The 13,714-nt window shown below is 62.7% G+C and carries 10 protein-coding genes; 5 read left to right on the top strand and 5 right to left on the bottom strand.

Going from position 1 to position 13,714, the window contains the following annotated elements; all coding sequences use genetic code 11:
• Positions 1-175: 175 nt before the first annotated feature.
• Complete coding sequence (locus tag J2858_RS14420; protein ID WP_210105498.1) at positions 176-1,195, top strand: LacI family DNA-binding transcriptional regulator; 1,020 nt, start codon at positions 176-178, stop codon at positions 1,193-1,195.
• A 70-nt stretch (positions 1,196-1,265) separates the two neighbouring features.
• Here J2858_RS14420 and xylA read toward each other — a convergent pair whose 3' ends face one another.
• From xylA to J2858_RS14395, 5 genes are all read right to left on the bottom strand, one after another.
• Entirely contained in the window at positions 1,266-2,576 is a 1,311-nt protein-coding gene (gene xylA / locus J2858_RS14415; protein WP_210105497.1) for a xylose isomerase, read from the bottom strand.
• Between the two features lie 171 nt (positions 2,577-2,747).
• Positions 2,748-4,196 carry a xylulokinase gene (gene xylB, locus J2858_RS14410; RefSeq protein ID WP_210105496.1) on the bottom strand — a complete coding sequence of 483 codons (1,449 nt, stop codon included), beginning with the start codon at positions 4,194-4,196 and terminating at the stop codon, positions 2,748-2,750.
• 26 nt (positions 4,197-4,222) lie between these two features.
• On the bottom strand, positions 4,223-5,248 hold the full coding sequence (locus J2858_RS14405) for a LacI family DNA-binding transcriptional regulator (RefSeq protein WP_210105495.1): 1,026 nt from the start codon (positions 5,246-5,248) through the stop codon (positions 4,223-4,225).
• Positions 5,249-5,384: 136 nt separating this feature from the next.
• Positions 5,385-6,974, bottom strand: coding sequence for a DHA2 family efflux MFS transporter permease subunit (locus J2858_RS14400; RefSeq protein ID WP_210105494.1), 1,590 nt, complete (start codon positions 6,972-6,974; stop codon positions 5,385-5,387).
• A gap of 30 nt (positions 6,975-7,004) precedes the next feature.
• Entirely contained in the window at positions 7,005-8,216 is a 1,212-nt protein-coding gene (locus tag J2858_RS14395) for an HlyD family secretion protein (protein ID WP_210105493.1), read from the bottom strand.
• Positions 8,217-8,352: 136 nt separating this feature from the next.
• Between J2858_RS14395 and J2858_RS14390 the strand changes: the two genes are divergently transcribed.
• From J2858_RS14390 to gltX, 4 genes are all read left to right on the top strand, one after another.
• Positions 8,353-9,036: a TetR/AcrR family transcriptional regulator gene (locus J2858_RS14390; RefSeq protein ID WP_210105492.1), complete on the top strand. Its 684-nt coding sequence runs from the start codon at positions 8,353-8,355 to the stop codon at positions 9,034-9,036.
• Positions 9,037-9,250: 214 nt separating this feature from the next.
• Positions 9,251-10,015 (top strand): TerC family protein, encoded by a 765-nt coding sequence (locus J2858_RS14385; protein ID WP_210105491.1) that lies wholly within the window; start codon positions 9,251-9,253, stop codon positions 10,013-10,015.
• 125 nt (positions 10,016-10,140) lie between these two features.
• The gene (locus tag J2858_RS14380; RefSeq protein ID WP_210105490.1) at positions 10,141-11,913 is read left to right on the top strand and encodes an SLC13 family permease; all 1,773 of its coding nucleotides are present in this window, start codon (positions 10,141-10,143) and stop codon (positions 11,911-11,913) included.
• A gap of 111 nt (positions 11,914-12,024) precedes the next feature.
• Positions 12,025-13,482, top strand: a complete 1,458-nt coding sequence (gene gltX / locus J2858_RS14375) for a glutamate--tRNA ligase (protein ID WP_210105662.1) — start codon at positions 12,025-12,027, stop codon at positions 13,480-13,482.
• The last annotated feature ends 232 nt before the right edge of the window (positions 13,483-13,714 follow it).

The following is a 13,714-nucleotide window of genomic DNA, read 5'->3' as shown; positions in this document are numbered from 1 at the left end:
CTCAACCACCTCTCATCGTGTAAACCTTTACACCCCTGATGTAAAGGTTTACATTTATGAAAATCAGGGGATTATCCGTTCCACCCGGCTTCCTCTGCGCTCATTGCATCGCTAACGTCTCCGGCTATCCGGGCGTCCCGAGCCGGATACCTCTCCAGCAGATGGTCGCCAAGCCTTGTCGAATTCAGCGCCCGCCACGATCGAAGATGTCGCCCGCCTGGCCGAGGTGTCGATTGCAACGGTCAGCCGCGCCATCCACATGCCGGACAAGGTTGCGAAATCCACCCGTCAGCGGGTGAACCAGGCGATTGCGATTACCGGCTATACCACCAATGCCATGGCCCGCTCGCTGCGCATGGGCCGCTCCAACATGATCCTGGTGCTGGCGCCCGATATCGGCGACCCGAATTTCTCCTCGATCCTGATCGGGCTGGAAAACGAGGCGCGCGCCCATGGCTATGGCGTGCTGATCGGCCATACCCAGAACGACCCCGAGCGCGGGCTGGAATACCTGAAATTCCTAAGTTCCAGCCAGGCGGCCGGCATGGTGCTGTTTACCGGCCACCAGCCGTTTGGCCATCAGGTGGTGAGCGAGCGCCTGCCGCCCTCCGTTGCCGTGTTCGAACCGGTGTTCGACAGCGCCACTCCTTACGTCGGAGTGGATGACCAGGCGGGCGGGCGAAAAGCGGCGGAACATCTTCTCTCCTACGGTCATCGCCGCATCGCCTTCATCGGCGACAGCAAGACGCGGCTTGGCCACCAGCGCCGCCGCAAGGGCTATGATCTGGCCATGGATGCGGCCCGCATTCCCGCCAACCAGCGCATGGTGCTCGATGGCGACGGCACGATTGAAAGCGGCCGCCTTGCCGTCGAACAACTGTTCATGCGCGATACGCTGCCCACCGCCTTCTGCTGCGTCAACGATGCGACGGCACTTGGCGTCATCAACGGGCTTTCGGCGCGCGGCTATGACCTGCCGCGGGATTTTTCCGTTATCGGTTTCGACGATGTGCCGCAGGCGACCTATGTGAAGCCGGCGCTCACCACCATCCGCCAGCCACGCTCGGCCATCGGCCGACAGGCCATGGCGCTGCTTCTCCAAAATCTCGGCCAGACAGGTTCGGAGCATCGCGAGATCCTCATCCTGCCGGACCTGATCGTGCGCGGGTCGGTGTCGGAACCGGCAAGGCGTTAAAGCGCTCTGCGCATGAAAAAGCCGGGGCGATGGTCTGCCCCGGCTTGCTGTCGCGTCAGGAATGTCCCGCTCAGACGTAGCGGTTGACGATATTTTCCAGAAGTTCCTGCTGGCCGGATTTGGGCTGCGGGTTGATGTTCTTGGCTTCGACAAGCGCTGCGATGTCATCGAGCGACAGCTCGCCGCGCAGCATCTTCTGGCTGTCGTCCGAGGCCCAGCCGGCATAGCGGGCTTCGAGCGGAGCCGAAAGCGCCTTGTCCTCGATCATCTTTGCGGCTGCCTTCAGGCCGCGGGCGCAGCAATCCATGCCGCCGATATGGCCGATCAGCAGATCGGCCGGATCGATCGACTGGCGACGAAGCTTGGCATCGAAATTGGTGCCGCCCGTGGTGAAGCCGCCACCGGCGAGAACCTGGTAATAGGCCAGGGCCATTTCCGGCACGTTGTTCGGGAACTGGTCCGTATCCCAGCCGGACTGGTAGTCGTTGCGGTTCATGTCGATGGAGCCGAAGATGCCGAGCGCATTGGCCAGCGCCAGCTCATGCTCGAAGGTGTGGCCGGCAAGGATGGCGTGGCCCTGCTCGATGTTCACCTTCACCTCGTTCTCCAGGCCATGCTTCTTGAGGAAGCCGTAGACCGTGGCGACGTCATAGTCATACTGGTGCTTCGACGGCTCCTGCGGCTTCGGCTCGATGAGGATGGCACCCTTGAAGCCGATCTTGTGCTTGTATTCCACCACAAGGTTGAGGAAGCGGCCCATCTGGTCCAGCTCACGGCCGAGATCCGTGTTGAGGAGCGTTTCATAGCCTTCGCGGCCGCCCCACAGCACGTAGTTCTCGCCGCCGAGACGCTGGGTGGCATCCATGCAGGTCTTTACGGTGGCTGCCGCAAAGGCAAAGACGTCCGGATCCGGATTGGTCGCGGCACCCGACATATAACGGCGATGCGAGAACATGTTCGCCGTGCCCCAGAGGAGCTTCACGCCGGTTTCGGCCTGCTTCTTTTCGAAGTGATCGACGATTGCGTTGAGGTTCTTGGTGTTTTCGGCAAACGAGCCGCCTTCCGGGCGTACATCGGCGTCATGGAAGCAGTAATAGGGCGCGCCGAGCAGCTGGAAGAATTCGAAGGCCACGTCGGCTTTCAGCTTGGCCGCATCCATCGTGTCCTTGAACCAGGGACGCTCGAAGGTGTTGCCGCCGAACGGGTCCGTGCCCGGCCAGACGAACGTGTGCCAATAGGCAACGGCAAAGCGCAGATGGTCTTCCATGCGCTTGCCGAGCACGATCTCGTCGGGCTGGTAGTAACGGAAGGCGAGCGGATTGGTGCTGTCCGGACCTTCATATTTGATCTTGGCGATATCGCCGAAAAAGCCTGTCGACATGGGTGGTTCCTCCTTGGTGGGTGTCTATTCCTGTCCGTGCGCCTTACAGCGCTGCCCCTCATCCGCCTGCCGGCACCTTCTCCCCGTTCACGGGGAGAAGGGGTTGCGCCGCAGCCGTTCCGTTCCCTCTCCCCGCGTGCGGGGAGAGGGTCAGGGTGAGGGGCAATTTCCTCAAAGTCCTCGGATCGCCGGATAAAGCGCCCGATAACGGTGATAGGCGGTGTCGTAAGCCGATGTCAGACCTGCGACCGGCTCGACCGTCTCGGCCGTCTCCGGCGCGGTGCAGACGGCAAGCGGATCGGCGCCGGTTGCGGCAATCAGCCCGAGGCGGGCAGCGCCAAAGGCTGCGCCGAAATCACCGTCGGCCGGAATATCGACCGGCACGCCAAGCGCCGTGGCAATCGACGACAGCCAGTAGCGCGAGCGCGAACCGCCGCCGATGGCAGTGACGCGGTCGATGCGGGTGCCGGCGGATTTCAGCGCCTCAAGGCTGTCGCGGATGGCAAACGTCACGCCTTCCATCACGGCCTGGGTGAGTGCTGTACGGTCGGTCTCATGGCCAAGGCCAATGAAGGCGCCACGGATTTTTGCGTCATTGTGCGGCGTGCGCTCGCCCGAAAGATAGGGAAGGAAGGTGACGCCGGTCGGCGCATGCAGGATATCGCCCACCTCGGCGGAAAGCTCGCCGGCCGTCTTTCCGGTGACCTTCGCATGCCAGTTCAGCGCATCGGTGGCCGACAGGATGACGCCCATCTGGTGCCAGGTGTTCGGCAAGGCATGGCAGAAGGCATGGACCGCACTTTCCGGCTTCGGCAGGTAGGAGCCGTTTGCCGCAAAAAGAACGCCGGAGGTGCCGAGCGACACGAAGGCGTGGCCTTCCGCCACCGTTCCCATGCCGCAGGCCGACGCCGCATTATCGCCGGCGCCACCGGCAATCACCACGCTCTGCGTCATGCCCCAGGCGGCAGCAAGCTCGGGGCGGAGACGCCCGGCCTCGGCCGTGCCCTCCACCAGGGCCGGCATCTGGCTTTCCTGAAGGTCGGTCGCGGCAAGAAGCTCGGACGACCAGGCCCGCTTGCCGGTATCGAGCCAACTGGTGCCGGCGGAATCGGACATTTCGGAGATGTGTTCACCGGACAGCCAGAGCCTGAGATAATCCTTCGGCAGCAGCACCTTGGCCACCTTGGCAAAGATCTCCGGCTCGTTGTTCTTCACCCAGACAAGCTTTGGCGCGGTGAAGCCCGGAAAGACGATATTGCCGGTCAAGGCGCGAAAGCGCGGATCGGCATCCAGGTTCGCCGCCTCGGCAAAGGAGCGGGTGTCGTTCCACAGGATGCAGGGGCGCAGCACCTTGTCGTCAGCATCGATCAAAGTTGCGCCATGCATATGGCCGGAGAGGCCGATGCCGCGCACGGCCGCCAGAGCCGCCCCATGGGTGGCCTTCAGACCCGCGACCGCCTCTTCCGTCGCGCGGATCCAGTCGGCCGGATCCTGTTCCGACCAGCCCGGATGCGGGCGCGAGACATCGATGGCGGCGGTGGCCGAGCCGATGACGCGCTGGGTCACATCGATCAGCATGGCTTTGACGCCGGACGTGCCGAGATCGAGACCGAGATACATGCTGGTAGTCCTCCTCATGCTGCCTGTCAGGGCAGGTTGTCTTTCAAGAAAATATCGATGCGGATGCGCTCCTGCGCCTCCACCACGGTTGATCCATCGGCCGCCGCCTTCAGCACCCGGATCGTGCTGCGCACTTCATGACCGGCATCCTGATTGAGCACCGCGTCGATCAGATCAGAGACAAGTGCCGCGCGTGTGACATCGGTGAGCTCATGCAGGATGACGACGGGACGCGTCTTCGCCGGCAGCCGCTCGATGGCGCGGATGAGGCCGCGATTGCCGGCGCCGAAACTGTAGATGCCGGCCAGATCGCCGTGGATCGAGAGCGCCTCCCCCACCAGGTCTTCCGTCCGCGCCGGATCGTCGCGGCCTTCCACCGGCGCGAGGATTGCGCGTTCGGCAAAGCGTTCCGCCATGACGGCAGCAAAGCCGTCCAGCCGTTCGCGGTGGTCGCGCACCATCAGCGAACCGGACAGCGGCAGCACGGGGCCTGCGCGCCCCTGCAGGAAGCGGCCGGTAAGCATGCCGGCGGTGCGGCCGGCCGCGATATTGTCGATCCCCGCGTAATGCGTGCGGGACGCCTCGCCGAGATCCGAGACGAGCGTGACGACGGGGATGCCGGCCGCCACCAGCCGTTGTGCGACGGCGCGCACCGGCGGCGCATCGATTGCGACGAAGGCAACGCCATCCGGCCGTGCGTCCGCCACCGCCTCGAGCGCGGCGACAAGCGCCGGCACGTCAAAGGCCGGTACATCGATGATGCGGAGCGCCATGCGCTCGGCCGCGGCACGCCTTGCGGCCGCCGCCACCTCGCCGCGCAGGCCGATCATGAAGGAATTGTCGTTGGCCGGCAGGATGAAGGTGAAGGTGTAGACGCGGCCCTTGGCCAGATTGGCAGCGGCCATGTCGCGCACGAAACCGAGCGCTGCCACAGCCTCTTCCACCCGCTGCCGGGTGACTGCGCGCACGCCGCTTCGACCGTTCAGCACACGGTCCACGGTTGCAAGGCTGACGCCTGCATGGGCAGCAATATCGTGAACAGTCGGCTTCATGTGTCCTCCCGGCAGAACACATAGACGCGAATTTGAGGTACGTAAATCAAAAAATCGCCGTCCGTGCGGATCGCATGTGAAAAGGGCCGCCCCTTACGTGACGGCCCCTCTCAGGCGGTGGATCTTTTGTGCAGGCTCAGTGCCCGGCGCCGGGAGGTGGCGCGGCCTTTGGCCTGGAAATCATCATGACCAGCAGGATGAGGCTGGCAAACAGGCCCGTCAGCCCCATGAACACATCCATGAAGGACATGATGGTGGCCTGCTGGGTGACGATGCCGGACAGCTTGGAGAGAGCGGCAGTCGAACCGTCGATGCCAAAGGCATTGTAGTTCGCCCCGACACTTTCCAGCCAGTTGAGGGCAGCCGGATTGCCGTAATTCACATGTTCGGACAGACGCGCATAATGCTCGTCGGACCGCTGGGTCAGCAAGGTGTTGATGATGGCAAGGCCAACGGCACCGCCAAGGTTTCGGGTGAGGTTATAAAGACCCGATGCATTCTGGATGCGCTGCGGCGGCAGCGTGCCGAGCGCCACGTTGTTGATCGGCACCATGCACAGCATCATAGAGCATCCACGCAGGATCTGCGGCAGGAAAAGCTCGTAGAAATCCCAGTCCGCAGTCAGCCCTGTCATCAGATAGGTGCCTGACGCAAAGCCGAAGAAGCCGATAGCCATCATCAGGCGCGGATCGAGCTTTCCCGACAGCATGCCGGCGACGGGCGCCGTGAAGAACATGGCAAGGCCCGACACGAACATGGTCTCGCCGATCATCAGCGCGTCGTAGCCACGAATACGCGCCAGATACAGCGGGTAGAGATAGGTCAGGCCGTAAAGGCCGACGCCCATGACGAAGGAAAACAGCGAGCCGAAGGCAAAATTGCGGTTGGTGAAGGCCTTCAGATCCACCACCGGGAAATCCACCTTGAAGGCGCGCCAGAAGAAGACGACCGCGCCGATGACCATGGCGACCGTTCCAAGAACGATATGCTCGTCGCTGAACCAGTCCTTGCTGTTGCCCTCTTCCAACACGTATTCGAGCGAGCCGAGAAACACCGCCATGGAGAGAAGGCCCCACCAGTCGAAGCGCTTCATCAGTTCATGATTGGGCTTGTCGAAATCGATGAAGGTCCAGGCCATCAGCGTGACGATGATGCCGGGCACGATGTTGACCAGGAACAGCCAGTGCCAGGAAAAGGCATTGCTGAGATAGCCGCCGACCGTCGGCCCGATCGTCGGCGCAAGCGTCGCGATGAGGCCGATGATGGGCGAGACGACGGCGCGCTTAGAGGGTGGGAAGATGGTGAAGGCCGCCGCAAACACCGAGGGGATCATGCCGCCGCCGATAAAACCCTGTATGGCGCGGTAGATGATCATCTGGTCGATATTGGTGGCGGTGGCGCAGAGCGCACTCGACAGCGTGAAGCCCGCCGCGCAGACGGTAAACAGCACCCGCGTCGAGAGGATGCGGGCAAGCGTGCCCGACAGCGGGATCATGATGACCTCCGCGATGAGGTAGGAGGTCTGCACCCAGGCCACTTCGTCGGAACCGGCCGACAGGCCGGCCTGGATTTCAGACAGCGAGGCCGAGACGATCTGGATATCCAGGATGGACATGAACATGCCGACCACCATGGCGAAGAAGGCGATGATCTTCCTCTTGTCCATCGGCGGATCGACGGGCCGGGCACCGGCCGGGGCGCCCGCAGTCGCTGTTGTGGCGGCCATGTTGGTTCTCCTTTGCCGGAGCCTCAGCCGTTAGTTGGCCGCCGCGTGGGCGGAGGGAGCGGTGCGGGTATCCACATCGGCAACGACGCTCAAGCCAGCGCGCAGGCGACGTTCGTTCAACACATCCTGCGGCACGGCGATGCGAACCGGCACGCGCTGGACGACCTTGGTGAAGTTGCCCGTGGCATTTTCCGGCGGCAGCAGCGAGAAGACGGCACCGGAGGCCGGCGCAATCGACTGGACCGTGCCTTCAATCGTGTCTTTATCGAAGGCATCGACGTGAACGCGGACCTTCGACCCGACCGCGATATGGCCGATCTGCGTTTCCTTGAAATTCGCATCGATATAAAGGGCATCGAGCGGAACGAGCGAGGCGAGCCGCTTGCCGCTGGAGACGAGGTCACCCGTCTGCACCGACAGATTGCCGATGGTGCCGGCATAAGGCGCCTTCAGCACGGTGAAATCGAGGTCGCGCTTGGCCTGCTCGACTGCAAGCTCCTGCAGGCGCACCGTGTTGACGGCTTCGGTGCGCTGGGCGCGCAGGAGATCGACATTGGCGGCGGCCGAGGTGACGGCTGCCTGGCCTGCGGCCATATTGGCCTGCGCCTGCTCGAGCGCAATCTGCGCATTGTCGAGATCGGCTGCGGTGCCGACGGACTTGGAGGCCAGTTCCGTCTGGCGCTTCTGGGTAATCTCGGCACCGCGCAGCGCCGCCTGCAGCGCGCTCAACTGTGCCTGCGACTGCTTGAGGCTCGCCTCACCCACGGTAATCTGCGCATCCATGCGCGCGACCGCCAGATTGGCGCTTTCGACATTGGCCTGCGCCTGCTCGAGCGCAATGCGATAATCGCCCTGATCGAGCGTGACGAGCGGATCGCCGGCCTTCACCGTCTGGTTTTCGACCACGTTGACCTTTTCGACATAGCCGGACACCTTTGGCGAAATCACTGCGATATCGCCGGACACATAAGCGTCGTCGGTGGACACCAGGAAACGGCCGTCCGTCCACCAGTTGTAACCGTACCAGCCGCCGGCGCCGATGAGCGCCACCGCGAGGATCGGCAGGACAAAGCTCTTCTTTTTCTTCCCAGGCGCGCCCTCACCGGTCTTTGCAGCACCCTGGTCGGCACCGGCCGGCTTCTTTTCACCAATCGGTGCTTCGGTGCGCGCATCCGCCTGTCCGGCGGCATCTGCGCCCTTTGAAACAACACGAAGAGGACCGGATTGAGGAGATGCAGTCATCGGGAGCACCATGGAGGAAGGAGAACGAACGGATCGAACCGATCGGTTCAATTGTGGTTGACATAGAGTGATCCTTAGCACATATCAAGTGCAATCGAACCATCTGGTTCGAAAAGTTTTAAAACCGGGATCACGAATGCCTGAAGACAGCTGCGTTCCCTGCGACGTCCAAACCCCGACCGGCCGGTTTGCCGCTGGCGAGGACCCCGTCAAGCGCGAGCAGATCCTTGACGGCGCCAAGCGCATCTTCATGTCGACCGGTTTCGACGCGGCCAGCATGAACGACATTACGCGCGAGGCGGGCGTATCGAAAAGCACGATCTATGTCTACTTCGCCAACAAGGACGAATTGTTCGCCGCTCTGATGGAGCGCGAGAAGGCGCGCCTTGCCCAATCCCTGCAGGATATCCTGACGGGCGTCGATGACGTGGAGGATGGCCTGTTTCGCTTCGGCGTCGGCTTTGCCACGCACGTCACCAGCAACGACACGATCTCGGCCATGCGTACGATGATCGGGGTTGCCCCGCGCATGCCAAACCTCTCGCAACGGTTTTTCCGCGACGAGACGCTGAACGTACGCACGGTTCTGGAGAATTTCATCGAGCGGCAGGTGGAGCGTGGCGCGCTTGCAACCGATGACATTTCGCTTGCCGCCCGCCAGTTCATCGAACTGTGCACGGGATCGTTCCTGAAGCTGCGTCTGTTCGGCAGCATGCGCACCCCTCCTCCTGAGGACGAGATCGAGCATATCGTGAGTGCCGGCGTGACGCTGTTCATGGCCGGCTACGGGACAAAAAAATCTGCTTCCGCGACGGAATAAAAAAGCGGCTTGCCCGTATACCCCTTGCGCGCGTTCGGGTGTGCGCGGGCGCCAGAAGCCCGCATCCCTCCTAAGGCGCTGACAGTGTAAATTAATTTCGCACTGCAGAGACCGGCTCTTCCGCAATGGCCCAATGACGGTGGCTTGATTCATCAGGCATCCCGGCTACATTTCGAAAAGCCAGCACTCCTGCGGCGCCAAGGGGCTTTCACCTATGCAGAACCTGATGTTACTGGTCCAGGATCCCGCCGCCTGGGTCGCGCTCGTCACCCTGGTGGTGATGGAGATCGTGCTCGGTATCGACAACCTGATCTTCATCTCCATCCTCACCAACAAGCTGCCGCCGGAAAACCGCGAAAAGGCCCGCAAGATCGGCATCGGCCTTGCCCTCGTCATGCGGCTTGGCCTTCTGGGCACCGTCGCCTGGATCGTGCAGCTGACGACGCCGGTCTTCGAACTCTTCGGCCAGGGCTTTTCCTGGAAGGACATCATCCTGATCGCCGGCGGCCTTTTCCTCGTCTGGAAGGCCACCAAGGAGATCCACCACAGCGTCGATCCGGTCGATCACAAGGAAGACATGGTGTCCGGCAAGGTCGCCACAAGCTTTGCCTCCGCCATCGGCCAGATCCTGCTGCTCGACCTCGTCTTCTCCATCGACAGCATCATCACGGCCGTCGGCATGACGCCGCATGTGCCGATCATGGTGATCGCCGTCATTGCGGCCGTGACCGTGATGCTGGTGGCGGCAACACCGCTTGCCAATTTCATCGAGCGAAACCCGACCATCGTCATGCTGGCGCTCGCCTTCCTGCTGATGATCGGCACCACCCTGATTGCCGAAGGCATGGGCTTCCATGTGCCCAAGGGCTATGTCTATGCCGCCATGGCGTTTTCGGCACTGGTCGAGGTCTTGAACATGTTCTCGCGCAATGCCCGCAAGCGCAGTCAGGGCGGATCCGGCACAGATACCGTCCACTGACGCACCGCCCGCTGCGCAGAATGACCGTCAAAGGTCTGGAACTTTTGGGGTGCCGCCGTATTTGAGGTGGCACCCCAAACCACTTTCGCGGCGGCCCCTTCCGGTCCCGCCACCCCCGGAGCGGCATGACCACCCAACAGATCCTCGCCTTTCTCGTCATCGCCGCCATGATGGGGGCCTTCATCTGGGATCGCTTTCGCTATGACGTCGTCGCCTGCTGCTCGCTGGTGGCGGCGGTGCTTCTGGGCGTCGTGCCCGCCCATGATGCCTTTGCCGGCTTTTCCGACGATATCGTCATCATTGTCGGCAGTGCACTGGTCGTCAGTGCCGGCGTCGCCCGCTCGGGCGTCGTGGAAATGGCGATCAAGAAGTTCTTCCCCAACCTGACATCCGTGCGCGCGCAGATCGCGCTTCTGATGATCGTCGTGGCATTGCTGTCGGCCTTCATCAAGAACATCGGCGCGCTGGCGATCATGATCCCGGTCGCCTTCCAGTTTTCGCGCCGCGCCGGCGTTTCTCCCTCGCGCTATCTGATGCCCATGGCCTTTTCCGCGCTTCTCGGCGGCCTGATGACGCAGATCGGCACCTCGCCCAATATCGTTGTCTCGCGGCTTCGCGGCGAAATGACCGGCGCGCCCTTTACGATGTTCGACTTCACGCCCGTTGGCGGCCTGCTGGCGCTCGTCGGCGTGACCTTCCTGCTGTTCTTCTACTGGCTGGTGCCGGAGCGCACCAAGCAGACAGCCTCGATCGAGGATGCGGTGGAAATTTCCAATTACGCGTCAGAGGCGGTGGTCACGGAACAGTCGACGGTTCTGGGCAAGCCGCTCGGCGACCTGTTGAAGCTTGGCGACAACGAGGTGGTGGCAATCGCCGTCTTGCGCGGCGCAGCCCGCATGTCGCCCTTGCCGGACCTCATCCTGCGGGAGAACGATTCCGTTCTGCTGGAGGGGCGCTCGTCGGCTCTGGAACGGGCCACGTCCAGTGCCCGGCTCAAACTGTCCGGCAAGGTGCTGCGCGAAAGCGGCCAGCCGCTGCAGGATCTCGTCTCCATCGAATGCGTGATTTCGCGCCAGTCGGCCCTTGCCGGCGTCTCGGCGGCCAATCTGGCGCTCTCCTATACGCGCGGCGTCAATCTGCTGGCCGTCAGCCGGCGCGGCGAGCGTCTGCGGGAGCGCCTGCGCGACCTGGTGCTGCGCGAAGGTGACGTGATCGTGCTGCAGGGCGGGCGCAAAACGCTGCCGACCGTGCTTCAGGATCTTTCGCTGCTGCCGCTGGCGCAGCAGGAAATCATGCTGGGCACGCAAAGGCGGGCGCTGATCCCGATCGCCATCCTGGCTGTTGCCATGATCACCACGGCGTTGGGCTATGCGCCGGTAGCCGTTGCCTTCTTTGCCGCAGCGCTTGGAATGGCGGTGTTCCGCGCCGTGCCGCTCACCGACCTCTACAAATCGGTCGACGGCCCGATCCTCGTGATGCTCGGCGCGCTGATCCCCGTATCGGATTCCCTTCGCACCTCCGGCGGAAGCGAACTGATTGCGCATTGGCTCGGCACCGCCGCCCACAGCCTGCCGCCCTGGGGCGCGCTGACGCTGATCCTCGTCACGGCCATGGCTGTGACGCCCTTCCTCAACAATGCCGCGACCGTGCTGGTGATGGGGCCGATTGCCGTGAGCTTTGCGACCACCCTCAACTTCCGGCCCGAAGCCTTCCTGATGGCGGTTGCAATCGGCGCCGGCTCGGATTTCCTCACCCCCGTCGGCCATCAGTGCAACACGCTGGTCATGGGTCCGGGCGGCTACCGGTTTTCCGATTACCCGCGCCTTGGACTGCCGCTGTCGCTTCTGATCGTGCTGGTCAGCGTGCCCGCGCTGATGTGGGTGTGGCCGGTGACCTGACGGATTGCCGCATAAATCTTGACGCTTCCCGCAGAATATGCGCTAAGGCCTGCCAATCCCGAAATCCAGATTGCGCCCCTCGTGGCGCTTTTCCAGTTCGAGCAGGCACCCATGACCACTTCCGGCGTCCGCGTCCGTATCGCACCTTCCCCGACCGGCGAGCCGCATGTCGGCACGGTCTATATCGCGCTTTTCAACTATCTCTTCGCCAAGAAGATGGGCGGCGAGTTCATTCTGCGCATCGAGGACACTGATGCCTCGCGTTCGACGCCGGAATACGAGCAGAAAGTGCTGGACGCGCTGCGCTGGGCAGGCCTTGACTGGAAGGAAGGCCCCGATGTCGGCGGCCCCTACGGTCCCTATCGCCAGTCCGACCGCAAGGACATGTACTGGCCCTACGCGCAGGACCTTCTCGACAAGGGCCATGCCTTCCGCTGTTTCTGCACGCCGGAGCGCCTGGACAAGATGCGCGAAGACCAGCGTGCCGCCGGCAAGGCGCCCGGCTATGACGGCCTTTGCCTGCGCTATTCCGCCGAAGAAGTCACCGCCAAGATGGACGCCGGCGAAACCTCCGTCGTGCGCATGAAGATCCCGACGGAAGGGGCTTGCGAGTTCAACGACGGCGTCTATGGCGACGTGTCGATCCCGTGGAATTCCGTCGACATGCAGGTGCTGATCAAGGCCGACGGCATGCCGACCTATCATATGGCAAACGTCATCGACGACCATCTGATGAAGATCACCCATGTGGCGCGCGGCGAGGAATGGCTCGCCTCCGTGCCGAAGCACATCCTGCTCTATCGTTATTTCGGCTGGCAGGAGCCGAAGTTCATGCACCTGTCGCTGATGCGCAATGCCGACAAGTCAAAATTGTCGAAGCGCAAGAACCCGACCTCGATCTCCTATTACTCGGCGCTCGGCTACCTGCCGGAAGCGCTGATGAACTTCCTTGGCCTGTTCTTCATCCAGATCGCCGAAGGCGAAGAACTGCTGACCATGGAGGAACTGGCGGACAAATTCGATCCGGAAGCGCTGTCGAAGGCCGGCGCCATCTTCGACATCCAGAAGCTCGACTGGCTGAACGGCCGTTGGCTGCGCGAAAAGCTGTCGCCGGAGGAATTCATTGCCCGCAGCTTCGAATGGGCCTCTGAAAACCAGCGGCTGACGGAAGGCCTGAAGCTTGCCCAGAGCCGCATTTCCAAGCTCGGCGAATTGCCGAACCTGGCCGGCTTCCTGCTCGCCAGCGACGTCGGCCTGACGCCCGCCTCGTTTGCGGGCCTCAAGACCTCGCCCGCCGAGATGCTGGAAATCATCAACACCGTTCAGGCCGATTTCGAAAAAATGCCGGAATGGACGGTGGAAAGCATCGACCAGGAACTGCGCGCCGTGGCCGACAAGCTCGGCAAGAAGCTGCGCGTCGTCACACCGCCGCTGTTCGTCGCCATGTCCGGTTCGCAGCGCTCGCTGCCGCTGTTTGACAGTATGGCGCTGCTCGGCCGCTCCGTGGTGCGCCAGCGGCTCAAAATTGCCGCAACCGTGGTGGCATCCCTGGTGGGTGCAGAGAAGTAAATAACTGTCCATATGGGATTTTGAATACCCCCTCTGCCCTGCCGGGCATCTCCCCCACAAGGGGGGAGATCATCAAGCAGCATTCGTCCTGCCCTCAGCAAACGAAGCGCCGGGCCGAAGGCAGAGAGTTGGACTGAGAAGCATGCTCCATCCGATCTCCCCCCTTGTGGGGGAGATGCCCGGCAGGGCAGAGGGGGTAACCCGAAACGAACACGGCCCCAAAAGGCGATAA

It is taken from the genome of Neorhizobium galegae (genome assembly GCF_017877135.1).
Lineage (GTDB): Bacteria > Pseudomonadota > Alphaproteobacteria > Rhizobiales > Rhizobiaceae > Neorhizobium > Neorhizobium galegae_A.
Note: the sequence above shows the minus strand (reverse complement) of the source record. Positions and strands in the feature narration are given on the sequence as shown.